Raw genomic sequence first — 23916 nt, 5'->3', positions numbered from 1 at the left:
TATGATGAATATCAGGGCTACTGAATTGAGAGATCTTCCTTCAGTAATGGAGATTTATGACTATGCCCGTGCTTTTATGCGTTCGACAGGGAATACAACTCAATGGATTGACGGCTATCCGTCCGAAGCATTTATCCGTCAGGAAATAGAAGACGGTCATAGCTTCGTATGCGCGGATGAGGAAGGCGGAATATTGGGAACTTTTTGTTTTATACTGGGGGATGACCCTACTTATCAGCATATTTATGAAGGAGCGTGGCTCAATGATGAACCTTACGGAGTAGTTCATCGGTTGGCGACGAACGGTTCAAGAAAAGGGGTGGCGGAAACCTGCCTGAACTGGTGCTTTGAACGTATGGCGAATATCCGGGTGGATACGCATCGGGATAATAAGGTCATGCAGCATATTTTGGAAAAGCATGGCTTCCAGCGTTGTGGTATCATTTATGTAAAGAACGGGACAGAACGTATTGCTTATCAGAAAATACGGACTATGGTTGTACGGGAATGAATGAATATTTGTTTTTCCCTACTGATTTGTATAAGTACCATCAACTTTTGATTCGTAAGTTCCACCGATTTCACTTTATAATTGAAATCCTTGTGAATAAGAAAGTTACGGGTGAAAGCGTGGGGTAAAATAAGGTGAAGCCTCTTGTTATTGCTTTCATCTATTGGAGTTGTTTATATCGGTTGTTGGGCATATAGCTCCAATGTGTCCGGCATATAGCTCCAACGTATTGGCCATATATGCCCAACGTGTTGAATCTATATATCCTGTAACTCAACTATTAATACCTTGCTATCAGATAGTTAATACTTGACGGCCAGGCTGTTAATATCTGACAGTTTATCTATTAATACCTGACGGTGAATTTGCTATAAGCATATTTCGATTAGCTATAAGCATATCCGGATTAGCTATAATGATATTTGTTTTAGCTCAAGGGATATTTTGAAAAATAAGGTGAAACCGATATTGAACGATTTCACCTTTACTTATTCCTCGCTTTCACCCGCTATCGCCTTATTCATCGGCATTTCAAGAACCAGGTGAAATCGATGAACCGCAGTCACACCTATGATGTTCGTGGAGTGCTGAGATATATTAGAACCGGCAGCGAAGGTCTACCCCGAACTGTACCGGACGTCCTTTCTGCATGAATCCTTTATTCATGGTTTCAAAATAGAAAGCGGCATAATCCTTATTCAAGAAATTGCGTGCCCAAAAGCTAATCATGGCATCGCCGATTTCGAGATTTGTTCTCCAGCTCAATGTGCCGTAGAAAGATTGGCTTACGTCATTCTGTTCTGTCCAGTAGATGCGTCCGGCAGCATTATAATTTGCCTGGAATACTACACGATCGAATATGGAGCGCGGACTACAAGTGATGGCATATTCTCCACTGATATTCAGGGTATGTTTGGGGACGAAAGGAACGTATTTACCATTGTAGTCGGCTTTTACTTTAAGGTTGCCTTCTTTGTCTTTTTCGTATTCTACATAATCTGTAAAGGTAGCATAAGTATATCCATAGCTTGCGTTCAAGCTTAATGCGTTAGTCAGGCTGGCACGGAGAGCGGCTTCGACGCCATAGCTACGGCTTTTTCCTGCATTGAGGGTCGTACGTCCTAATCCACTTTCTGCGAATTGGGAAATTTGTTGGTCATGCATATCCATGTAGAAAGCGGAAAGGTCTGCCCAAAGTTTGCCTTCCCAAAGAGTGAGGTGGCTTCCTACTTCGTAGTTCCATGAATATTCGGGTTTGTAGCGTGTCGCTTCTTTTACTTCGGGAACCTCGTCTTTAGTGGCATATTGGTCAATAATGGCGGCAAACCTAGAGAACTCATCGCTTTCTTTTATAGCATCTATCATCGAATTTTTTAAATCTCCACTGATTAGGTCAGAGAACATTTGTACGTTATAACCACCGGAACGATAACCTTTCGATACGGTTGCATATACATTATTCCCTTTTTTCCATTCGTATTGTAATGCGAACTTAGGGAGTAGTTGAACATAGTCATCTGATATTTTTCCGTCATAACCGGCATTTGCAAGCAGGTTTTTGGCTTCTATCGACACAGATGGCATCGGGGGGGGGAGTGCCATTTTCATACTGAAGTTGAAATCAGTAGGGTCGCTGACTGAAGTATACTTCATGCTCATTTTTTCGTAATCCAAGCGCAAACCAACAGTAAATGACAGCCCTTTCACGAAAAGGTCATTCAATGTCGACTGATGGAAAATTGCAGCATTCCAGACAGGAGTATCGAAGTCTCCGCCTACCAATATCGTAGGATTGTTAACTGTCAAATGTAAGTTTGGGGCTGTTGGACCCATATTGTCAAAAATACTGTTTACATTTCCTTCGATAACATTTTTCACTCCGTCTTCCCAAAATGTGACGGGCCCTTTGGTCGTTAATGTTTGATATAGACCGAAAGCTCCTGTTGCCCATTGCCACCTTTTGTTGGCTTTTGATTTGAACACAATTTCTTCGGAAATGGTATTTGATTTTTGCTTTTGTTCCAGTGTATAAATGGCCATTTCTGTGAAATCCTGGTCAAGGAACATACGGTCGTTCAGGTTTTGATAACCTGTGACAGCACTAAGAATAAAGTTTTTCGCTTGATATTCCAAATTAACTCCGGCATTCATTAATCCGCGGCGATAGCTGCTACGTTCGTTATATGAAATCTTGCCGATATAATCGGCCCGGTCTTCGGTCAATTCTTTACCTTTTTCTTTAGCGTTATCTATACCGTTCTGAGTGATTCCGGTGTAATAATAGGGATAGCCGCCCTGGTCGCTATACTCATAGCTAAGCGTCATGTCTATTTTCAGATTCGATGCCGGCAGATAGATACCACGGAAACGTCCGCCGCCGGCATTGCTTTTGTCGACCTTTTCGTTGTTTCGCGCTGAATTTTCAAAGAAGCCGCCCGTATGTTCGTAAAAGCCACCGGTAGAGAAAGCGAAACGGTCGGATATGCGGTGGTAATGCGTAAGTGAAACATTATAGTTGTTATAGGTTGCTGCTCCCATTCGTATATCGGTTCCCTGATAAGTGAAAGGAGATTTGGTGTGCACTTTGATAAGCCCGCCCATCGTGTTGCGACCATATAATGTTCCTTGCGGACCGCGAAGCACGTCGATACGTTCGATGTCGCAATAGTTGAAGTCGAATGCCGACTTGTCTATGTAGGGGATATTATCTACATAAAGTCCTACGGATGGGGTGTTGATACGTGAACCGATTCCACGGATATAGATGGAAGTGGTCAGTTTGGAACCATAGTCCGGGATAAATAAGTTGGGGACAATGCCCGTCAGGTTTTTTACGGAGTTGACCTGGTTGGCACGCATGTTCTCTTGCGATAAAACGGTGGCGGCTACAGGCAGGTCGCGCAGTTTACGGTTCTCTTTCGGAGTGGCGATTACTACCACTTCTTCTATGTCCACTACTTTCAGTGAGTCTTTTGGGAAATCTTCGGCCCATACAGTCCCTGTCGTCAGGAGAGCGAGGGCAAGCATCATATTCTTTGTCTTCATTCGCAGTTAATTTGTCTGGTGCAAAGTAACGGCAAATATATGAGTCGGGCAATCCTCATTTATTAGGATTATGACTTATTTTTTAAGGAATCAGATTCGGTCTGCTTCAATATACCCATTCATTACGGCGTAAATAGTCAATCCGGATACCGATTTGATTCCTAATTTCTCGGTGATATTCTTCCGGTGGGTGATGACGGTAGTCAGGCTGATATTCAGTTTGTCTGCTATTTCCTTGTTGATTAGTCCTTTGGTAATCAGTACAAGCACTTCTATCTCACGGGCAGATAAAATCTCTTGATGCGGTGTTACCGGGGGCATAGGCGGCATGTCTTTCATCGGATAACCGTCGTGGTGGGCGTGTTGATGGAGCTTTAATATGCTTTTCACCAATTCTTCTTCTGATTCGTGAATATTGAGTACAGGAACACCGGATAGTTGGAATTGCGGGCTGTCGCTTGCCAGTACGATGGTTTTCCGCTTCCGGGGAAGGAAGAAAGCGTTGTGCTCCACATAGATTTGTGCGGAAATAAAATAATGGGCATACATATCCGGAGTGTCATCCATTAGCTCGCTGAAACTATGGAAAGTACGTATGGTTGCCATGGGAATCATTTCCTCTAAAATACCTTTCAGACCAAGGCAAGTAAGGGTGTTTGATTCAACAATTGCTATTTCGGGTTGGGGCTTCATCAATTCGTGTGATTTTGATTAATGATTTAAATAATTAGCTGCCGCTTCCGCACATCGTTCGCCGTCTACTCCGGCAGAAACAATGCCGCCGGCATAGCCTGCACCTTCCCCGCAGGGGAATAGACCACGAACAGTTACGTGCTGCAATGTCTCTTTATCGCGTACGATGCGGACAGGAGAAGAAGTACGTGTCTCTACTCCAATCATCACCGCCTCATTGGTAAGGAAACCATGACTGCTACGCCCGAATTGCTGAAAACCGAGGGATAATCTCTTACTGATAAACTCCGGCATCCAGAAATGGAGTGGGGAAGAAATCAACCCCGGGGCATAAGAGGATTCGGGCAAGTCGTAACTTAATTTCTTACGGGTGAAATCCAGCATGCGTTGTGCCGGAGCCGTCTGTCGTCTGCCGCCTTGCAACCAGCACTGTCGTTCCAGTTCTTCCTGAAAGTGAAGGACGGGGAGAAGTTGAGAGTTGAGAGTTGAGAGTTGAGAGTGGTTGAGGGATGGGTTAAGGGCAAGTAGTTGCTCATTCTGTTGCGCAGCCAACTCTTCACTCTCCATTCTCCACTCTCCACTTATCAAATCTTCCGGTTGTATCTCTACAACCATTCCCGAGTTGCTCCAACGTGAACCACGGTTGGAAGGAGACATACCGTTTACTACTACTTGTTCCGGTCCGCTGGCGGCGGGGACAATGAATCCGCCGGGGCACATACAGAAGCTATACACTCCTCTGCCTTCCGCTTGGGTTACGAAACTGTATTCGGCAGCAGGCAGGTATTTTCCTCTTCCGTTCTTGTTATGATATTGTATTTGGTCAATTAGCATTGCCGGATGTTCCAGACGGACACCGACGGCAATTCCTTTTGCTTCAATTGTGACATCATTTGCTGCCAGCCAACGGTAAACATCTCTTGCCGAATGTCCTGTAGCCAGGATGACAGGGCCGAGAAATGTTTTTCCCGTATTCGTCTCGATGCCTTTAATTTCGTTGTTTCCGATGATTAGTGCATCCATTCGAGTTTCGAAATGGACTTCGCCACCACATTCGATGATTGTATTTCGCATATTCTCAATGACACGCGGCAGTTTGTCAGTCCCGATATGCGGATGCGCATCTGCCAATATCGCTGTGGATGCTCCATGTTGGGAAAATACATTGAATATCTTGTCTACATTTCCTCTTTTCTTGCTGCGGGTGTAGAGTTTTCCGTCCGAATAAGCTCCTGCTCCCCCTTCACCAAAGCTGTAATTCGATTCTGGGTTTATCGTATGCTCCCTGCTGATTTGTGCTAAATCCTTTTTCCGTTCGCGTACATCTTTTCCCCGTTCTACGATAATCGGGCGCAAACCGAGTTCGATAAGACGCAAGGCGGCGAATAATCCGCCGGGCCCTGCACCTACTACAATGACTTGCGGCTTTCCTTCTACATTATTATATATGGTATGTTCGTATTCGTCATCTTTGGGCATTTCATTGATGTAAACCTGTACCTTCAGATTGACAAATATAGTTCGTTGGCGTGCATCGATGCTCCGCTTCAGAATTCGGGTAGCATTGATATTGCGTGGGTTTATTCCTTTTTCTTCAGAAAGGTATTCTTTCAACCGTTGTTCGTTTGCTGCGATTTCGGGAAGGACGCGAAGTTGGTATTCTTGTATCATCTGATTCTTGTTGCTTTTGATTATAAAATGGATAAAACTGATATAGAATAAATCAATGTCTTATCCAAATAAGGCTCTGAACGCCTCTTCTACCTTTCTTACAGGTACTAACTCTATCTTTAACTTTTTCGTATCAATGCCCTGCAAATTGTATTTCGGCAACAGGAAACGTTTGAAACCTAATTTCTCCGCTTCTCCGATACGTTGCTCTATCCTGTTCACGGGGCGAATTTCGCCCGACAGTCCGATTTCTCCTGCCATACAGACTTCCGGTTCGATAGCCGCGTCCATATTTGAAGAAAGAATAGCGCTGATAACCGGTAGGTCGATAGCCGGGTCATTCACTTTCAGTCCGCCGGCTATATTCAGGAATACGTCTTTTTGTGCGAGCTTAAAACCGACACGTTTTTCGAGAACGGCCAGTAACATATTCATTCTTCTCAAATCGAAACCGGTTGCCGAACGCTGGGGATTTCCATAAACGGCGGAACTTACCAAAGCCTGTGTCTCAATCAGGAACGGGCGTATCCCTTCAATGGCAGAAGCGATAGCTACTCCACTCATTCCCTCGTGGTCTTGACTTAGCAATAGCTCCGAAGGATTGCTTACTTGACGTAATCCGTCCTGCCGCATTTCATAAATACCCAATTCTGCCGTACTACCGAAACGGTTCTTGATGCTGCGGAGAATACGATACATATAATGTTGGTCGCCTTCAAACTGGAGAACGGTATCAACGATATGCTCCAGCACCTTGGGGCCTGCGATGCTTCCTTCCTTATTAATGTGTCCGATAAGCAATACCGGTGTATGTGTCTCTTTGGCAAAACGGAGAATGGAAGCGGAGCACTCTCTAACTTGTGCAATACTTCCGGGAGACGATTCGATATTCTCTGTAGAAATAGTCTGTATAGAGTCGATGATGACCAAATCGGGATTCGTATTCTTGATGTGCACATAAATCTGTTCGAGTGAAGTCTCGCAGACGATAAGGCAATCACTGGAAACACCGGAAAGGCGGTCGGCACGAAGTTTCAGTTGGCGCGCGCTTTCTTCGCCGGATACATAGAGAATCCTTTTTTCCGGCATATGCAGTACGGTCTGCATGACAAGCGTCGATTTGCCGATTCCCGGCTCGCCGCCTATCAGGACTAGAGAACCCTGTACAAGTCCGCCACCCAACACACGGTTCAGTTCATCATCGTGCATGTCGATACGCGGTTCATCATCCGCTACTATTTCGCTGAGGATAACAGGCTTGGGTTTCTGTGTCTCAATGCCCGATACCGGTCGGCGGTTGGTCGGTTCTTTCCGTACGATTTCTTCTACATACGTATTCCATTCTCCACACGACGGACATTTACCCACCCATTTCGGTGAGTCTTGTCCGCAGTTACTGCATACATATACGGTCTTCTCTTTTGCCATTAGTCTCTTATTCCAGTAAAAATTGTACTATTAACCTGCTTTCGGAGCAAAAGTAAGTATAAATAGCCCAAAGCACAAAACAAATCTCATCGATTTTAATTCAATTATGTAAAGCAAATCACAATAATAACTATCTTTGTTGTGATAATCCACAAAATACCGTTCAATATGAATAGTTTGCATATAAAGAATTATAAGAACTTGGAAGATTTACAGATTAGTAAATTGGGACGTGTGAATTTGATAGCTGGTGAAAATAATGTAGGCAAATCTTCATTGTTAGAGGCTATTTCTATTCATCAATCTGGTGGTAGTCTTGAATGGATGAAACGATTGTTGGAGTTCCGTGGTGAAGCAGCAGATGAATATGTGGAGAATCATTTGCAAAAAGAAATGGATAGTTTTTTGTCTTTCCTTCCTAATTATGATGATGAACATAAGTTAGAACTACCTATCATATTATCGGATATGAAACAGAAGGTAGAAATTAGATTTGTGTATTATACCGAAACACGGGTAGTGGAAAATGGTTATGAGGGAGTAATACGTGCAGTTATTGAAAATTATAATCCTAAAAATTATTATGATAATATAGGTTTAGGGTTAGAGATTGCCACTTCCTTCGGACAAAAGATACTTTATACATTTAATGGGGTGGCTCCTCGTTTGCAAACAGAGCTATTGCAAAAGGTACAATATGTTCGGATGGGAGATCTTAATACAATTAATAATCCTTCTTTATTTGATAAATTAGCTCTTACTCCTTTGCAAAAAGAGGTTGTAAAAGCTCTGCGAATAATAGAATCCGATATTGCTGATTTGAATTTTTTGAAAGATGACAGACGGAAAAGTCGATTCACGCGAGAACGGAATGTGAATGCGGATGATCGTGTACCGTATGTTGTTTTTGAAGGCGAGTCAAAACCTCGTAGGTTGAGTTCTATGGGAGATGGGATAAATCGTATTTTGACAATCATTCTCGCCATGTTGAATGCTAAAGATGGAGTTTTGTTGATTGATGAATTTGAGAATGGACTGCATTATTCGATTCAGCAAAAATTGTGGAAGGTGATTTTTAGCTTATCTGCTTCACTCAATGTACAGGTCTTTGTAACAACCCATAGTCGTGATACGATTCGTGCTTTTGCTGCAGAAAATACAAAGAATGATGGAGCTTTTATTCGTTTGGAACGGCGTAAAGATAAAGTCGTGGCTGTGACTTATGACAATAATGAAGACTTAGATTTGGTATTGGAACAGAATATTGAAATCAGATAAAACGACAAAATGACTGACAGGCGAAGAGAAGAAGACTATACATTCAAGTTATTGGTGGAAGGTCCGGATGATTTGTTCGTAATAGCACGGTTAAGAGAATTGAATCATTTGGAGGATAATGTATTTATCAAACCATGTGGTTCAGTCGAGAAAGCGATAGAATTATTTCGAATTTTAATAGAAAAACAGGTTGCCGACAATCGGATATTAGGACTTGTGATTGATGCTGACTCAAATATAGCCGGGCGTTGGCAAAGAATCTCTCAAATATTGAATGAAAGCGGGAAATATAATGTGCCGGATGTACTTCCGGGTGATGGGTTAGTTCTTTCACCGAATGATTCGGAAGATACGAAAATTGGAGTTTGGGTGATGCCTGACAATCAATTAAACGGAATGTTGGAAGATTTTCTAGCTATGTTGGCTGTCAATGATAAGGATTTGTTGGATGAAGTCAATGCTACTTTGAGAATAATAGAAGAAAAAGGGGTAAGTAAATATAAATCAGTTCATAAGGCAAAAGCTCGTATTCACACGTTTTTAGCTTGGCAAGAAGAGCCGGGCGTTACTATGGGAAATGCGATTGCCAAAAGTTACCTGAGAGCTGATTCTGAACAGGCTGTTCTGTTTGTGACCTGGTTGAAATCGTTGTTTTCCTAGTTTATACATTATATATACAGACATAATTTGTTCAACGTACAAAACAAATTCATAGAAAATCTGTTCACTGCATAAAACAAATAAGGGGATTTACAGAGTAATCTCTCCCGCCATCGACCGGTTCATCCGGTCGCGCACCTCATCCGACGTATATCCGTGTCCCAACAAGAACATTAATTTAGTGACAGCCGACTCGGTCGTACTGTCATAACCGGAGACAACGCCTGCCTGCAACAACTGGTATCCCGTTTCGTAACGTTCCATCTCCACCATCCCTGCGCTGCATTGTGTCACATTGACAATCACAATCCCACGTGCGCTAGCTTGGCAAAGCCGTCGGATAAACCATTCTTTCCGGGGAGCATTGCCCGAACCGTACGTTTCGAGTATAACGGCTTTCAGTCCTTCTATATCTAAAGTAGCGGCTACCACATTCTCCTGAATTCCAGGGAATAGCTTCAATACCACCACGTTCGTATCCAATAAATAATGAGGTTTTAGTTCCCGTTCTTCCCCGTTCACATGAATCTGTACATTATTATATTTAATATGAATCCCCGCTTCCGCCAGTACCGGATAATTGAATGAGCGAAAAGCATTGAAGTTTTCGGCATTCATCTTTGTCGTGCGGTTGCCCCGCATCAAATGATTCTCAAAGAAAATGCAGACTTCCGGAACGAGCGCTTTTCCTTCTTTATTCTGAGCGATGGCAATCTCTATACTCGTCATCAGATTTTCCTTTCCATCCGTGCGAAGTACCCCGATAGGAAGTTGGGACCCCGTAAGAATAACAGGCTTGTCCAGTCCTTCCAGCATAAAGCTAAGTGCGGAAGCAGTGTATGCCATCGTGTCCGTACCATGCAGAATGACAAAGCCCTGATAACGGTCATAATTCTCATGGATGATGTGAACCAGCTTCCGCCACATATCCGGTTCCATGTCCGAAGAGTCCATAGGCGGGTCGAACTGATACGTATCAATCGGGAAATTGAATTTTTGCAATTCGGGGACATGCTTTTGGAGTTGTTCGAAATTGAAACTCTCCAATGCGCCTGTCACGGTGTTCTCAATCATTCCGATTGTTCCACCGGTGTATATTAACAATACGGAAGTATTTAATGGGCTCATAAGCTGATTTCTGCATTCGTTTTCGCAAATATAATAATATAAATGATATATTGATAGCAAAATGTCATAAAAGTGAAGAGGAATTACAAGGCGGAAAGAATGAGGAATATTCTTTTTATCAGAAAAAAACGGGAAAAAGTGATAGATTGAACGTTTTTATTATTACTTTTGCGACACTTATCAAAAACAAGAGTAGAAACAGGACTATGATGAAGTACTATCCACATACAGTCACATCGATGTGTACCATGACCCTTAGGGGTTGATGGATAGTTTTGTGTATCTACGTGATTCACGCCTGTATAAACAGGCAAAATTCAAATTCAATTTTATTCGTAAACAACCAATCGTTCTGTAAAATTATACACAGGGCATTGCATTTAAATAAGTATCTTCATGAAAGTAATGAAATTCGGCGGAACGTCCGTAGGTTCCGTGAACAGCATTTTAAGCGTAAAGAGAATCGTAGAGTCGGCCGACGAGCCGGTAATTGTAGTTGTTTCCGCATTGGGGGGCATCACTGACAAATTGATAAACACATCGAAGATGGCGGCAGTGGGAGATTCGGCCTATGAAGGCGAGTTCCGCGAAATCGTTTACCGCCATGTGGAAATGATTAAGGAAGTGATTCCTGCCGGAGAAAAACAAACTTCGTTGCAACGTCAGATTGGCGAACTGCTGAACGAGCTGAAAGACATTTTTCAGGGAATCTACTTGATTAAAGACCTTTCACCGAAGACATCGGATACAATCGTCAGCTATGGAGAGCGTCTCTCATCCATTATCGTTGCCGAACTGATTGAGGGGGCGGAATGGTTCGATTCGCGCACTTTTATCAAGACAGAAAAGAAACATAATAAACATACGCTGGATGCGGAACTGACTCATAAGCTGGTGAAAGAGGCTTTTGGGGCACTTCCGAAAGTGGCATTAGTGCCCGGATTCATCTCTTCTGACAAGATGTCGGGAGATGTAACGAACCTCGGTCGTGGCGGTTCCGACTATACGGCTGCCATTATTGCCGCAGCACTCGACGCTAATAGCCTGGAGATATGGACGGACGTAGACGGCTTTATGACCGCCGACCCGCGTGTCATCTCGACGGCCTACACGATTGCCGAACTGACTTACGTAGAAGCAACCGAACTTTGTAACTTCGGTGCGAAAGTGGTTTATCCGCCGACCATCTATCCGGTATGCCACAAGAATATACCTATTATAATAAAGAATACATTTAATCCCGACGGAGTAGGAACCATCATCAAACAGGAAGTTTCCAATCCGCACTGCAAAGCGATTAAGGGTATTTCTTCCATCAACGATACGAGCCTGATTACTGTTCAGGGACTCGGTATGGTAGGTGTAATCGGTGTCAATTACCGCATCTTTAAAGCACTGGCAAAGAACGGAATCAGTGTGTTCCTCGTATCTCAGGCTTCATCAGAAAACAGTACTTCCATCGGTGTCCGTAATGCCGATGCCGACTTGGCTTGCGAAGTGTTGAACGAAGAGTTTGCCAAAGAAATCGAAATGGGGGAAATCTCTCCGATTCTTGCGGAAAGAAACTTGGCTACGGTTGCTATCGTAGGTGAGAATATGAAGCATACACCGGGCATCGCAGGTAAACTCTTCGGTACACTGGGACGTAACGGTATCAACGTAATCGCCTGTGCACAGGGAGCTTCGGAAACAAATATCTCTTTTGTAGTCGATTCCAAATCCTTGCGCAAATCACTGAACGTCATCCATGACTCTTTCTTCCTGTCCGAATATCAGGTATTGAACCTTTTTATCTGCGGTATCGGTACGGTAGGCGGCAGCCTGGTAGAACAGATTCGTTGCCAGCAGCAAAAACTGATGATGGAGAACGGGCTGAAGCTTCATGTGGTAGGTATCATTGATGCAGCCAAAGCGATGTTCAGCCGTGAAGGTTTCGACCTTGCCAATTTCCGCGAAGAATTGCAGGAAAAGGGTAAGGACAGCAGTTTGCAGACTATCCGCGACGAAATAGTCGGCATGAACATCTTCAACTCCGTATTTGTAGACTGTACGGCTAGTCCCGATATTGCGTCACTTTACAAGGATTTGCTGGAGCACAATATCTCCGTGGTAGCCGCCAACAAGATTGCCGCTTCTTCGGCTTATGAGAACTACCGCGACCTGAAAACGATTGCCCGTCAACGTGGTGTGAAGTACCTGTTCGAAACAAACGTAGGTGCGGGACTTCCGATTATCAATACAATCAACGACTTGATTCATAGTGGCGACAAGATATTGAAGATTGAAGCCGTACTTTCGGGTACACTGAACTACATCTTTAATAAGATTAGTGCCGACATTCCTTTCAGCCGTACCATCAAGATGGCGCAGGAAGAACGTTATTCCGAACCGGACCCGCGTATCGACCTTAGCGGTAAAGACGTCATCCGTAAACTGGTGATTCTGGCACGCGAAGCCGGATACCGTATCGAACAGGAAGATGTAGAGAAGAACCTCTTTGTTCCGAACGATTTCTTCGAAGGTTCTCTGGATGACTTCTGGAAACGTGTGCCAAGCCTGGATGCTGACTTTGAAGCCCGTCGCCAAGTACTCGAAAAAGAGAATAAACACTGGCGTTTCGTTGCCAAACTGGAGAATGGGAAAGCCTCTGTCGGCCTGCAGGAAGTGGGAGCCAACCATCCGTTCTACGGCTTGGAAGGTAGCAACAATATCATCCTGCTGACTACAGAACGTTATAAAGAATATCCGATGATGATTCAGGGATACGGTGCCGGTGCCGGTGTGACTGCTGCCGGAGTATTTGCCGATATTATGAGCATCGCAAACGTTTAATGCCTTATGAAACATATTATCATATTGGGAGACGGAATGGCCGACTGGCCAGTGAAGTCATTAGGGGACAAGACGCTCCTGCAATATGCAAAAACGCCTTACATGGATAAATTAGCCCGCATGGGGCGTGTCGGACGGTTGAACACCGTAGCCGAAGGTTTTCATCCGGGTAGTGAGGTCGCCAATATGTCCGTATTGGGATATAATCTTCCGAAAGTGTACGAAGGCCGCGGACCGCTGGAAGCAGCGAGTATCGGTGTAGACCTGCAACCGGGAGAGATGGCGATGCGTTGTAACCTGATTTGCGTGGAAGGGGAGATTCTGAAGAATCACTCTTCGGGACATATCTCAACGGAAGAAGCAGACGTATTGATTCAATACCTGCAAGAGAAACTGGGCAACGACCGCGTGCGTTTTCATACGGGAGTCCAGTACCGCCATCTGTTGGTTATCAAAGGGGGAAACAAGGAACTGGACTGCACCCCGCCGCACGATGTGCCTTTGAAACCTTTCCGTCCGTTGATGGTGAAACCATTAGTGCCGGAAGCTCAAGAGACGGCAGACTTGATTAATGACCTGATTCTGAAATCACAGGAATTGCTGAAAGACCATCCGTTGAATCTGAAACGTATGGCCGAAGGCAAAGACCCTGCAAACAGCATTTGGCCTTGGAGTCCCGGTTACCGTCCGCAGATGCCTACCTTCTCCGAAACATTCCCGCAAGTGAAGAAAGGAGCGGTTATCTCGGCTGTAGACTTGATAAACGGAATCGGTTACTATGCAGGCTTACGCCGTATCGCGGTAGAGGGAGCCACCGGACTTTACAATACAAATTATGAAAACAAAGTAGCTGCCGCCTTGGAAGCCCTGAAAACGGATGACTTTGTTTATCTGCATATCGAAGCCAGCGATGAGGCGGGACATGAAGGAGACGTCGACCTGAAACTCCTGACTATCGAGAATCTCGATAAACGTGCCGTAGGCCCTATCTATGAAGCTGTGAAAGACTGGGACGAACCTGTAGCGATAGCCGTATTGCCCGACCATCCTACTCCTTGCGAACTTCGTACACATACTGCCGACCCTATCCCGTTCCTTATCTGGTATCCGGGTATCGAACCGGACGAAGTACAGACGTATGATGAAGTGGCGGCTTGTAGCGGTAGCTACGGTCTGCTGAAAGAAGACGAGTTTATAAAAGAGTTCATGAAATAACGCATCCGATTATGATTTATTATAGTACAAATAAGCAAGCGCCTAATGCTTCATTGCAAGAAGCAGTGGTGAAAGGGCTTGCTGCCGATAAAGGGCTGTTTATGCCTATGTCCATCAAACCGCTTCCACAAGATTTTTACGATTCGATTGAAAGCTTGTCCTTCCAGGAGATTGCTTATCGTGTAGCCGATGCTTTCTTCGGTGAGGATGTTCCTGCCGATACGTTGAAACAGATTGTGTATGACACTTTAAGTTTCGATGTGCCTTTGGTGAAAGTATCGGAGAATATCTACTCACTCGAACTTTTCCACGGTCCTACATTAGCTTTCAAAGACGTAGGCGGTCGTTTTATGGCGCGTCTGCTTGGTTACTTCATTAAGAAAGAAGGACAGAAGAATGTCAATGTGCTGGTAGCCACTTCCGGTGATACGGGAAGTGCGGTGGCTAACGGTTTCTTTGGTGTGGAAGGTATTCATGTATATGTACTTTATCCGAAAGGAAAAGTCAGTGAAATACAGGAAAAGCAATTCACCACATTAGGACAGAATATTACCGCCCTCGAAGTGGACGGAACATTTGATGATTGCCAGGCATTGGTGAAATCGGCTTTCATGGATAAGGAACTGAATGAACATCTTTCCCTGACTTCCGCCAATTCTATCAACGTTGCCCGTTTCCTGCCGCAAGCATTTTATTATTTCTATGCTTATGCCCAGTTGAAACATGCCGGAAAAGCTGATAATGTAGTAATCTGCGTTCCTAGCGGAAACTTCGGAAACATCACTGCCGGTCTGTTCGGTAAGAAAATGGGATTACCCGTGAAACGTTTCATTGCGGCTAACAACCGTAACGATATATTCTACCAATATCTGCAAACAGGCGAATACAACCCGCGTCCATCTATCGCAACCATCGCTAATGCCATGGACGTAGGCGACCCGAGCAACTTTGCCCGTGTACTCGATTTGTATAAAGGTTCTCATGCCGCTATCTCCGCCGAGATTTCGGGAACTACCTATACCGACGAACAAATCCGTGAAACTGTGAAAGAGACTTGGGAAGAACACCATTATCTGCTCGACCCTCATGGGGCATGTGGCTATCGTGCATTGGCAGAAGGTTTACAACCGGGCGAAACAGGTGTATTCCTCGAAACAGCCCATCCTGCCAAGTTCCTCGAAACGGTAGAAAGTATCATTGGTGAAACGGTAGAAATACCTGCCAAATTACAGGAATTTATGAAAGGTGAGAAGAAGAGCCTTCAGATGACAAAAGAGTTTTCAGATTTCAAGAGCTATTTGCTTTCACTATAGCCCATCTTAACAGACTGTTGCACAGAGTAATGTGAAGTATTGTCAGTCTATTGCAATGAAAGAATGATTCTCACCGCAATGAGAAAAAAATCTCATCACTATGAGTATTTTTTCTCATCGCAGTGAGAATTTTTTCTCATAGTGATGAGAATATCTTGAGAATAAATATCGGTTTACATAGAAGTTAGAAATACTAAATACTCTCCCGTGCACTGAATGGTAAAACGATTGTTTGTAGCCTCATTAAGAGTTCCTTGCCACCAATTCGTAAAGTCGCTAAGTGGATAAACCAATCCTTCCCCCTTTAATTCTTTTGCTCCGAAATTAATAATCGAAATCTGCTGTCCGGGATGCGACTCGAAAGTCTGCGTACCGTTTACAGGCATAAATACACCGTAGTCTGTAACTATCCTTACTTCCATGCCCTCTCTCATATACTCCATGAGCAGGCTGATATTTCCCAGCGTGTGGTCTTCCCGTTTTCCGGTAGCACCGACGATGGCAATCTTGCGGAATCCTTTCTCCTGCAGAAAGTGAACAGCTTTGGTTTGGTCATTCGTTTCCTGGTCGGCTATCTGATGTATAATAGGAGAGAAGCGTTCTTTATATTCCGGTGAAAGGGAGTCACCGTCACCGATAATTACGTCCGGTGTATGTCCACGGGAGATATATTCATTGGCTGCGCCGTCACAACAAGTTACGAATTTAGCTTCTTCCAACATTCGCAAAGGAAGAGGGTGAGTAGGATATTCACCGTTAGCCAATATCACGGCTTCGGGCGTATAGTGTTCGTTTATCATTGTATGCTCATTAATTTTTTCCATTTGAAGTAGCCAAAGATAGCTATAATGGAGTAAAGTCCGTATAAGGCAGAGGTAAAATAAAGGTCTTTATAAATATAAAGTCCGCAACAAACAATGTCTACAAGTATCCAAGCGAACCATTGCTCGATATATTTACGTGCCAGCATCCACATGCCGACAATGCTCAATGCCGTGGTGAAGCTATCCAGCCAGGGCACATTGCTGTCTGTGTATTCAATGAGTATCCAGGCAATGCCGATAAAGGCAACGATGAAGACCAGCAAAAGCGGAAGATAGCATTTCCACGGTGTATGCACGATAGGGAGAGCTTTCGGTTTATCATTGCCTGTTTCAGCATTGGCAGATTGATTCCGCTTTCCTTTCCGTTGTCCCCACATCCAAAAGAACCAGCCGTAGACGGCGGCAATCAGATAATAGATATTGATACCGAAATCTGCATACAATCCCGCTTCGTAATAGACGAAGATATAGATAGCAGGCATGATAATCCCCGCTATCCAAAGATAGATACTTGCCCGGTATTCCAACCAAAGGTAGACTAAACCGACAATCGTACCGAATATTTCAAGGAAATTCATTTCCATCATTCAAACCTGCTTAAAAACGGAAAGTAATATGTGCCAATATATTTGTGCCTGCCATCGGGTAGAAACGCGGGTCATGCTTTATCACATACGCCTTTGTCTTATCTCCGTTTTCGTAAAGGGCAACGCTTTGCGAGTATCCGTTCGTTTCATATTTTGTATCGAACAGGTTGTAAACGGTAGCTCCTATGGTAATTCCTTTTGTGTGACGGGTCTTAAAAGAATACGACGCACTGAGATGGTTAACAAAGTAGGCATCGAGCGAGTTTTCCTTTGTGCCGAAGTTGTCGAGATACTGGCGGCTGACATATTGAGACTGGAGAGAAATTTCCAGTCCGTTGCTGCCGAGAGTTATCAGGCTGTTTCCGATAAAAGAAGGAGAGAAGGCGATAGGAGAGTTTCCCCCTTTAATCGCAGTCTGCGTCCATAGATTATCAACGATTTCCCCATTCACCAGACTTTCATCATATACGTAACCCACATAATCCTTAATGCGGTTTTTACTCCATGTTCCGTTGATGTCCCAACGCAACCAGTCGTTGAATTTAGCGCCCAACGCCAACTCGATTCCCATTCGGTAACTGTCTTTCACGTTTTCCGCCATGGCTTCGCCTATATCATTGGTTTTCCCGTTTAATACTAATTGGTCGGTATAGTCCATATAATATAAATTGACACCTGCCGTAAACCATTCGTTGCGATAAGTGTATCCTAACTCATAATCCAGTAACTTTTCCGCTTTGGGATATTGGTCGAACATTCCGTCCGTATAGTTATTACGGGTAGGCTCTTTCTGTGCCACAGAAAAAGATGCGTAGGCACTGTGGTTGGAATTGATTTGCCAAAAAAGTCCGGCTTTCGGATTAAAGAAGCTGAAGTTCTCTCTGATGTCCAATCGTTGCAAGTGTTCAGGAGTTGCGGTATAGTCCCATTTATCATTATCTCCATCAATCGTATAATGAATATAGCGATATTGCAGGTCGGCATAAGCGCTTAATCCGCCGGTTAGCTGATAATTAGCTTTCAGATAAATGTTACCGTCTGTCTTTCCACCCTTATTACGATAATATTCATGTTCAGGGTCGAGCTGTTCAGTGTAGTTTTTCACCCATATCACTTTTCCATAGTGGTCGTTACTGTATCGGTTCAGACCACCACCGAAAGAAGCGTTTAGTTTCTCGTTCTGATAATTCAATGAGAAGATGCCGCCGCCGAAGTCGCTATCCACTAACTTTTGGCGGACAAGATTCGTTTTCTTCTGCGGCTCACTATTACTAGGGAGATAGAAAGGTTTCAATCCATATTCTTCAAGGCTGCGTCCGTTTTTGTATTCCTGATAATAGCCGAAACCATTGGTATAATGGAAAGCAATATTCAGGTTCCATGTCGGAGAGAAAATGTGATTAAGCAAAAGTTGATAGTGCGTCTGGCGGTAATTATCCATTTGGTCATCATAGAAACCGATGGGATTTCCTTTTCCTATATTGTCATCGAGGATGATTCCGTTCGGGTTGTATGTCCGGTTGTTCTCCAACTGCTCTTTGCTGATGCCGTCCCAGGCATGATAAGTCTTTTCTTTTCCACCGAAGGAAATAAACTTAACCGTTGTGTTTTCACCGAAATAACCGCCTTGTACGAAATACGATTTCAAGTCCGATGAGGCACGGTCGCGATAACCGTCACTCTGAATATTAGAGAGGCGTGCGTCGAATGCCCAGTATTTATTAATCAGCCCGGTTCCTACTTTTACCGTTTCCTTATGTGTATTGAACGAGCCATAAGAGCCGGAAACTTCCGCGTAAGGCTTGGAAGAGATACTCTGTGTACGCATATTGATGCTGGCACCGAATGCTCCCGAACCGTTGGTAGACGTTCCGGCACCCCGTTGAATCTGCATATCTTCCAGGGAAGAAGCGAAGTCGGGAGTGTTCACCCAGAAGATGGCGTGGCTTTCGGAGTCGTTCATCGGGATACCGTTGGCGGTGACATTGATGCGGGTAGCATCTGTTCCGCGTACGCGGATGGTGGTATATCCTACGCCTGCTCCCGCGTCCGAAGTGGTCAATACGGAAGGGGTGGTAGATAAAAGGAAAGGAATATCCTGTCCAAAGTTCTGTTTACTGATTTGCTCTCTTTTTACGTTGGTAAATGCCACCGGAGTTTTTGCCGTGGCACGGGTGGATACTACCTGCACTTCTTGCAGGTTTACAACTTTCATGCTATCTTTTGCACTCGTCTGTGCATAAACAGTGATGCCTGCACCTAATAAGGCGACGGCCATCAATCCAATTTTTTTCATCTTGCTTATTAATTAGTTCTCTACGCCGGCATTACCCGGTTCAGATTCTATGGGTATGTTCTCAGCCCGTCATGTTAAGGCACCCCTACCAGTGAATCGGTGACAAAATTACGGCTTTTGTAGGAGGAAAGCAAAAAAAACTTTTAGATTTACTAAAAACAATATAACTTTGCAGTTTGTTGAAATAACAAAACAACCGTTTATTCATTTAAATAACATATCAATTATGCTACTATTATTTCAAGCAACAGCAACACAAGTTGCGGACTCTACGCAAGTGGTCGCAGATAAATTAATGGAAGAAGCGATAGCTAATGCCGACGGCTTAGATAAATTATCGCTTATCACTCAACAGTTAATAGATTTTGGAATACGTGCCGGCGAACGTATCTTGATTGCGGTCATCGTTTTCATTGTAGGACGTTTCCTTATCTCGATGCTCAACAGGTTCATCGTGCGGCTGATGGATAAAAGAAAAGTCGATATAAGTATCAAGACTTTCGTCAAAAGTCTGGTAAATATTCTGTTGACTATCCTATTGATTATTTCCGTTGTCGGTGCGCTGGGTGTTGAAACGACTTCGTTTGCGGCTCTTTTGGCTTCTGCCGGTGTCGCTGTCGGTATGGCTTTGTCCGGCAACTTGCAGAACTTCGCAGGCGGACTGATTGTACTCTTATTCAAGCCTTACAAAGTAGGCGACTGGATTGAAAGCCAGGGAGTTTCGGGAACAGTGAAAGAGATTCAAATCTTCCATACTATTCTGACTACGGGAGATAACAAGGTGATTTATATACCGAACGGTGCAATGAGCAGCGGAGTAGTGACGAACTACAATACACAGACAACCCGCCGTGTAGAATGGATTGTCGGCATTGACTACGGAGAAGATTATAATAAGGTACAGCAAATTGTCCGTGACATACTGGCGGCTGATTCACGTATCCTGAACGAACCTGCACCGTTTATAGCTCTTCATGCGCTGGATGCCAGCAGTGTAAATGTAGTAGCTCGTGTGTGGGTGAACAGTGGAGATTATTGGGGAGTATATTTCGATATTAATAAGGCAATTTATGAAACCTTTAATGAGAAAGGCATCAATTTCCCATTCCCACAACTTACGGTACATCAGGGTAACTGATTATTGCATAGTATATAACCAAAAAGGAGAGGGCTTCACTGAAAGTGGGACTCTCTCCTTTTGGTTATAAAAAACTTGTCTGGTGTGATTAAATGGAATTTCTTTTATTTGATGCCGAAGTCCTCGACCAATTCGTATCTATCTTCTTTGATTCCCAGTACGTGGTTAATCTTTCTTCTCTTCTCAAGGTTTTTAAAGTAGTCTTCTACAACCTGATAGAGGTCAAAATTGGTAGTAGAACCGGCGGCTAAGTCGAGTGACTCCACCATCTTTTCTACGGCCTGATGGATTTTCTCTGCGTCTATCAGATGCAGTTCGTTGCTGTGTATTAAATATTTTTCCATGACTGCAATGTTTTAATGTTATATTGTTATAACGTTCCACAGTGACGGAAAGTTCATACACAAACCGCTGTATCTTAGATTTTGGCAAGTGCCTGTTCCAGGTCGGCAATCAAATCGTCAATATGCTCTGTTCCTATGGACAGGCGGACAGTGCCCGGATAGATTTCTTGCTCGACAAGTTCCTGCGCATTAAGCTGTGAATGGGTAGTACTTGCCGGATGAATCACGAGTGACTTAACGTCAGCAACATTGGCAAGCAATGAGAATATCTCCAGACTGTCAATGAAGCGGTGTGCCTCTTCCTGTCCGCCTTTCACTTCGAAGGTAAAGATGGAACTGGCGCCATTCGGGAAATAACGCTGATACAATGCGTGGTCGGGATGATTGGCCAATGACGGGTGGTTCACTTTCTTTACTTTTGGGTGATTGTTTAAGAAATTCACTACTTTCAGGGCGTTTTCCACATGACGTTCTACACGCAATGAAAGAGTTTCCAGTCCTTGCAGCAGGATGAAAGCATTGAATGGGCTGATAGTTGCCCCAGTATCACGCAGCAGAATGGCACGGATACGGATAGCGTAAGCGGCCGGCCCGGCAGCGTCTACAAAGCGTACTCCGTGATAGCAAGGGTCGGGTTCCGTGAGTTGCGGGAACTTGCCGGAAGCTACCCAGTCGAACTTACCGGAATCAACAATCACTCCACCTAATGAAGAACCATGTCCGCCAATGAATTTCGTTGCTGAATGTACTACGATATCTGCTCCATGTTCGATGGGGCGGATTAAATAAGGAGTGCCGAATGTATTGTCTATAATCAAAGGAATTTTGTGGCGGTGAGCTATTTCGGATACCGCTTCTATATCAATGATATTAGAATTCGGATTACCTAATGTCTCGATAAATACCGCTTTCGTATTCTCTTGGATAGCTTTTTCAAAGTTCGATAAATCGCTGGGGTCAACAAAAGTCGTTGTGATACCATAGCTGGGCAGGGTATGCGCCAGTAAATTATAACTCCCACCATAGATGGTCTTGGCTGCTACAATATGGTCGCCGGCACGAGTGATGTTCTCGAATGCATAAGTGATAGCGGCAGCACCGGAAGCGACAGCCAGACCCGCTACTCCACCTTCAAGGGCAGCTACGCGCTGTTCAAAAACTCCTTGGGTAGAGTTAGTCAGACGACCGTAGATATTTCCCGGGTCTTGCAGGCCGAAACGTGCGGCAGCGTGAGCCGAATTGTGGAATACATAAGAAGTAGTCTGATAAATAGGTACTGCACGGGCATCTGTTGCCGGGTCTGCCTGTTCTTGTCCTACATGTACCTGTAAAGTCTCGAAGTGTAAATTCTTTGTTGCCATAATCGTATGTTTTTGAGGTTTAATAATCTTCTTTATTTTCTTGCAAAGTTATGGATCGTGGGTTTATCAAACAATATATGATGAAAATATAGAAAATAATGCTATTTTTGTACGGTTGTGTAGAACGAATGATTTGCTTCATTCCTGAAATTTACCTTTTAGAAGAATATTATTCTATGAGTACATTAGAGAAACTGGATAAAGTAGATTTGCAAATACTCCGTACTTTGCAAGAGAATGCCCGTCTGACTACCAAAGAGCTGGCTGCGCGGGTGAGTTTGTCATCAACCCCTGTATTCGAACGTCTCAAACGTCTCGAAAGTGGCGGTTATATAAAGAAGTATATCGCCGTACTCGATGCGGAAAAGCTGAATCAGGGATTTGTGGTATTTTGCAGTGTGAAGCTCAGGCGGCTGAATCGGGATATTGCTGCCGAATTTACCCGAATCATACAGGATATTCCCGAAGTGACCGAATGCTATAACATATCGGGTAGCTATGATTACTTATTGAAGATTCATGCTCCCAATATGAAATATTATCAGGAGTTTATTCTGAATGTATTAGGCACGATTGATAGCCTGGGTTCGTTGGAAAGTACCTTTGTGATGGCCGAAGTGAAGCATCAATATGGGATACATATTTAGTGTCCCAAATTATGTTATACAGCAGACTTAACTTCTTTTTGCATATCCGTAGTTCCATTTAAGAGCAACATCCCTATTTTTAATCAAAAGCTGGAATGATATTTCAAATATGGAAAACATGTTGCCAAATATGGAAAATACAGAGCAAAGTCTGGAAAAAGCAGACGATAATTATAAAGTGCCTAATTTAGAAAAAGGCATTGCAGTGATTGAATACCTTTCTTCACGGGCGGAAGGGGAGACATTGCAGGAAATCAAGCAGGCGCTTGATATATCGCAGACTACTGCCTACCGCATCCTGAATACATTGGTACGTCTGGATTATCTTTCTTTTAGTGAAGATGCCAAGCGGTATAAGTTAACCCGGAAATTGCTGACACTGGGTTTCCGTGCGCTGAATGAACACAATTTGCTGGAAACAGTCCTGCCGCATCTGCGTGATTTGAGGGACAGGGTGAAAGAGACAGCCTGTTTCGGTGTATTGGGAGATGAAAAAGGTATTTTTATCGAACAGGCACGGGGACATCATGCGTTCTGCTTTGTATTGTCGCCGGGCAAACCTTTTGAGTTGCACTGCTCCGCACCGGGAAAAGCCATCATGGCTTATCTGCCCGTAACCGTCCGCAACCGTTATCTTTCTTATATGACTTTCCCCCGTTATAATTCCCGTACGATTACTTCACGGGAAGCTTACCTGGAAGAACTGGAAAAAGTTTATCAGCAGGGATATGCTTTGGATAACGAAGAAGAATTGAGCGGAGTGATTTGCGTGGGTGCACCTGTCCTCAATTATACGGGATACCCCTGTGGTTCTATTTGGATTTCAGGTCCCAAAGACCGTCTGACGGAAGAACAGTTGCGAAGCACCGTGCAGATTGTCAAGGAGATAGCCGGGCAGATTTCATCCGAACTGGGATACAGGAGAGTTTAAAAGATAACGTCCTA

General features: G+C 44.0%; 19 protein-coding genes and 1 riboswitch. Of the genes, 9 read left to right on the top strand and 10 right to left on the bottom strand.

Annotated features, from left to right (window positions below; all coding sequences use genetic code 11):
• Position 1 precedes the first annotated feature (1 nt).
• Positions 2 to 511 carry a GNAT family N-acetyltransferase gene (locus tag BacF7301_RS01080; RefSeq protein WP_209319488.1) on the top strand — a complete coding sequence of 170 codons (510 nt, stop codon included), beginning with the start codon at positions 2 to 4 and terminating at the stop codon, positions 509 to 511.
• A gap of 597 nt (positions 512 to 1108) precedes the next feature.
• On the opposite strand, the gene BacF7301_RS01075 is transcribed toward BacF7301_RS01080, so the two are convergent.
• The 4 genes from BacF7301_RS01075 to radA all read right to left on the bottom strand — a co-directional run bounded on the left by BacF7301_RS01075 (position 1109) and on the right by radA (position 7348).
• On the bottom strand, positions 1109 to 3556 hold the full coding sequence (locus BacF7301_RS01075; RefSeq protein ID WP_167959589.1) for a TonB-dependent receptor: 2448 nt from the start codon (positions 3554 to 3556) through the stop codon (positions 1109 to 1111).
• A 90-nt stretch (positions 3557 to 3646) separates the two neighbouring features.
• Positions 3647 to 4249: a response regulator transcription factor gene (locus BacF7301_RS01070; RefSeq protein ID WP_167959588.1), complete on the bottom strand. Its 603-nt coding sequence runs from the start codon at positions 4247 to 4249 to the stop codon at positions 3647 to 3649.
• A gap of 18 nt (positions 4250 to 4267) precedes the next feature.
• Positions 4268 to 5920 carry an NAD(P)/FAD-dependent oxidoreductase gene (locus BacF7301_RS01065; RefSeq protein ID WP_167959587.1) on the bottom strand — a complete coding sequence of 551 codons (1653 nt, stop codon included), beginning with the start codon at positions 5918 to 5920 and terminating at the stop codon, positions 4268 to 4270.
• A 60-nt stretch (positions 5921 to 5980) separates the two neighbouring features.
• The gene (radA, locus tag BacF7301_RS01060; protein ID WP_167959586.1) at positions 5981 to 7348 is read right to left on the bottom strand and encodes a DNA repair protein RadA; all 1368 of its coding nucleotides are present in this window, start codon (positions 7346 to 7348) and stop codon (positions 5981 to 5983) included.
• Between the two features lie 168 nt (positions 7349 to 7516).
• Between radA and BacF7301_RS01055 the strand changes: the two genes are divergently transcribed.
• Together BacF7301_RS01055 and BacF7301_RS01050 are read left to right on the top strand one after the other, a co-directional pair.
• Entirely contained in the window at positions 7517 to 8626 is a 1110-nt protein-coding gene (locus BacF7301_RS01055; protein WP_167959585.1) for an AAA family ATPase, read from the top strand.
• Between the two features lie 9 nt (positions 8627 to 8635).
• On the top strand, positions 8636 to 9286 hold the full coding sequence (locus BacF7301_RS01050; protein ID WP_167959584.1) for a DUF3226 domain-containing protein: 651 nt from the start codon (positions 8636 to 8638) through the stop codon (positions 9284 to 9286).
• Between the two features lie 90 nt (positions 9287 to 9376).
• On the opposite strand, the gene BacF7301_RS01045 is transcribed toward BacF7301_RS01050, so the two are convergent.
• On the bottom strand, positions 9377 to 10414 hold the full coding sequence (locus BacF7301_RS01045; RefSeq protein WP_167959583.1) for an asparaginase: 1038 nt from the start codon (positions 10412 to 10414) through the stop codon (positions 9377 to 9379).
• A gap of 396 nt (positions 10415 to 10810) precedes the next feature.
• Here BacF7301_RS01045 and thrA point away from each other — a divergent pair, with 396 nt between their 5' ends.
• The 3 genes from thrA to thrC are packed head-to-tail and all read left to right on the top strand — an operon-like array spanning position 10811 to position 15774.
• Positions 10811 to 13246: a bifunctional aspartate kinase/homoserine dehydrogenase I gene (gene thrA / locus BacF7301_RS01040; RefSeq protein WP_167959582.1), complete on the top strand. Its 2436-nt coding sequence runs from the start codon at positions 10811 to 10813 to the stop codon at positions 13244 to 13246.
• Positions 13247 to 13252: 6 nt separating this feature from the next.
• On the top strand, positions 13253 to 14461 hold the full coding sequence (locus BacF7301_RS01035; RefSeq protein ID WP_167959581.1) for a cofactor-independent phosphoglycerate mutase: 1209 nt from the start codon (positions 13253 to 13255) through the stop codon (positions 14459 to 14461).
• 11 nt (positions 14462 to 14472) lie between these two features.
• A complete protein-coding gene (gene thrC / locus BacF7301_RS01030; protein WP_167959580.1) occupies positions 14473 to 15774 on the top strand; it encodes a threonine synthase in 1302 nt (433 codons plus the stop codon).
• A gap of 173 nt (positions 15775 to 15947) precedes the next feature.
• Here thrC and BacF7301_RS01025 read toward each other — a convergent pair whose 3' ends face one another.
• From BacF7301_RS01025 to BacF7301_RS01015, 3 genes are read right to left on the bottom strand one after another with little or no spacing between them, the layout of a single operon-like run.
• Positions 15948 to 16574: a thiamine diphosphokinase gene (locus tag BacF7301_RS01025; RefSeq protein WP_167959579.1), complete on the bottom strand. Its 627-nt coding sequence runs from the start codon at positions 16572 to 16574 to the stop codon at positions 15948 to 15950.
• Positions 16571 to 17182 carry a nicotinamide riboside transporter PnuC gene (gene pnuC, locus BacF7301_RS01020; RefSeq protein WP_167967068.1) on the bottom strand — a complete coding sequence of 204 codons (612 nt, stop codon included), beginning with the start codon at positions 17180 to 17182 and terminating at the stop codon, positions 16571 to 16573. Before pnuC ends, BacF7301_RS01025 begins: the two co-directional genes overlap by 4 nt.
• 13 nt (positions 17183 to 17195) lie before the next feature.
• Positions 17196 to 19481 (bottom strand): TonB-dependent receptor, encoded by a 2286-nt coding sequence (locus BacF7301_RS01015; protein ID WP_167959578.1) that lies wholly within the window; start codon positions 19479 to 19481, stop codon positions 17196 to 17198.
• Positions 19482 to 19578, bottom strand: a riboswitch (TPP riboswitch).
• A 129-nt stretch (positions 19579 to 19707) separates the two neighbouring features.
• Between BacF7301_RS01015 and BacF7301_RS01010 the strand changes: the two genes are divergently transcribed.
• On the top strand, positions 19708 to 20619 hold the full coding sequence (locus BacF7301_RS01010; protein WP_167959577.1) for a mechanosensitive ion channel family protein: 912 nt from the start codon (positions 19708 to 19710) through the stop codon (positions 20617 to 20619).
• Positions 20620 to 20723: 104 nt separating this feature from the next.
• Here BacF7301_RS01010 and BacF7301_RS01005 read toward each other — a convergent pair whose 3' ends face one another.
• Together BacF7301_RS01005 and BacF7301_RS01000 are read right to left on the bottom strand one after the other, a co-directional pair.
• Complete coding sequence (locus BacF7301_RS01005) at positions 20724 to 20963, bottom strand: hypothetical protein (protein ID WP_167959576.1); 240 nt, start codon at positions 20961 to 20963, stop codon at positions 20724 to 20726.
• 74 nt (positions 20964 to 21037) lie between these two features.
• Complete coding sequence (locus BacF7301_RS01000) at positions 21038 to 22324, bottom strand: O-acetylhomoserine aminocarboxypropyltransferase/cysteine synthase family protein (protein WP_167959575.1); 1287 nt, start codon at positions 22322 to 22324, stop codon at positions 21038 to 21040.
• A gap of 176 nt (positions 22325 to 22500) precedes the next feature.
• On the opposite strand from BacF7301_RS01000, the gene BacF7301_RS00995 reads away from it, so the two are divergent.
• Both BacF7301_RS00995 and BacF7301_RS00990 read left to right on the top strand, forming a co-directional pair.
• Positions 22501 to 22971 carry an Lrp/AsnC family transcriptional regulator gene (locus BacF7301_RS00995; RefSeq protein WP_022139980.1) on the top strand — a complete coding sequence of 157 codons (471 nt, stop codon included), beginning with the start codon at positions 22501 to 22503 and terminating at the stop codon, positions 22969 to 22971.
• Positions 22972 to 23101: 130 nt separating this feature from the next.
• Complete coding sequence (locus BacF7301_RS00990; protein ID WP_245208304.1) at positions 23102 to 23902, top strand: IclR family transcriptional regulator; 801 nt, start codon at positions 23102 to 23104, stop codon at positions 23900 to 23902.
• The last annotated feature ends 14 nt before the right edge of the window (positions 23903 to 23916 follow it).

The sequence above is a fragment of the Bacteroides faecium genome, assembly GCF_012113595.1.
In the GTDB taxonomy this organism is placed as follows: Bacteria; Bacteroidota; Bacteroidia; order Bacteroidales; family Bacteroidaceae; genus Bacteroides; species Bacteroides faecium.
The sequence above is the reverse complement of the archived record's forward strand: the minus strand, read 5'-3'. Positions and strand labels throughout refer to the sequence as shown.

Coding starts and splice junctions, on each gene's coding strand:
- BacF7301_RS01080 (WP_209319488.1), top strand. CDS start 2: ATGATGAATATCAGGGCTACTGAATTGAGAGATCTTCCTTCAGTAATG.
- BacF7301_RS01075 (WP_167959589.1), bottom strand. CDS start 3,556: ATGAAGACAAAGAATATGATGCTTGCCCTCGCTCTCCTGACGACAGGG.
- BacF7301_RS01070 (WP_167959588.1), bottom strand. CDS start 4,249: ATGAAGCCCCAACCCGAAATAGCAATTGTTGAATCAAACACCCTTACT.
- BacF7301_RS01065 (WP_167959587.1), bottom strand. CDS start 5,920: ATGATACAAGAATACCAACTTCGCGTCCTTCCCGAAATCGCAGCAAAC.
- radA (WP_167959586.1), bottom strand. CDS start 7,348: ATGGCAAAAGAGAAGACCGTATATGTATGCAGTAACTGCGGACAAGAC.
- BacF7301_RS01055 (WP_167959585.1), top strand. CDS start 7,517: ATGAATAGTTTGCATATAAAGAATTATAAGAACTTGGAAGATTTACAG.
- BacF7301_RS01050 (WP_167959584.1), top strand. CDS start 8,636: ATGACTGACAGGCGAAGAGAAGAAGACTATACATTCAAGTTATTGGTG.
- BacF7301_RS01045 (WP_167959583.1), bottom strand. CDS start 10,414: ATGAGCCCATTAAATACTTCCGTATTGTTAATATACACCGGTGGAACA.
- thrA (WP_167959582.1), top strand. CDS start 10,811: ATGAAAGTAATGAAATTCGGCGGAACGTCCGTAGGTTCCGTGAACAGC.
- BacF7301_RS01035 (WP_167959581.1), top strand. CDS start 13,253: ATGAAACATATTATCATATTGGGAGACGGAATGGCCGACTGGCCAGTG.
- thrC (WP_167959580.1), top strand. CDS start 14,473: ATGATTTATTATAGTACAAATAAGCAAGCGCCTAATGCTTCATTGCAA.
- BacF7301_RS01025 (WP_167959579.1), bottom strand. CDS start 16,574: ATGATAAACGAACACTATACGCCCGAAGCCGTGATATTGGCTAACGGT.
- pnuC (WP_167967068.1), bottom strand. CDS start 17,182: ATGGAAATGAATTTCCTTGAAATATTCGGTACGATTGTCGGTTTAGTC.
- BacF7301_RS01015 (WP_167959578.1), bottom strand. CDS start 19,481: ATGAAAAAAATTGGATTGATGGCCGTCGCCTTATTAGGTGCAGGCATC.
- BacF7301_RS01010 (WP_167959577.1), top strand. CDS start 19,708: ATGCTACTATTATTTCAAGCAACAGCAACACAAGTTGCGGACTCTACG.
- BacF7301_RS01005 (WP_167959576.1), bottom strand. CDS start 20,963: ATGGAAAAATATTTAATACACAGCAACGAACTGCATCTGATAGACGCA.
- BacF7301_RS01000 (WP_167959575.1), bottom strand. CDS start 22,324: ATGGCAACAAAGAATTTACACTTCGAGACTTTACAGGTACATGTAGGA.
- BacF7301_RS00995 (WP_022139980.1), top strand. CDS start 22,501: ATGAGTACATTAGAGAAACTGGATAAAGTAGATTTGCAAATACTCCGT.
- BacF7301_RS00990 (WP_245208304.1), top strand. CDS start 23,102: ATGGAAAATACAGAGCAAAGTCTGGAAAAAGCAGACGATAATTATAAA.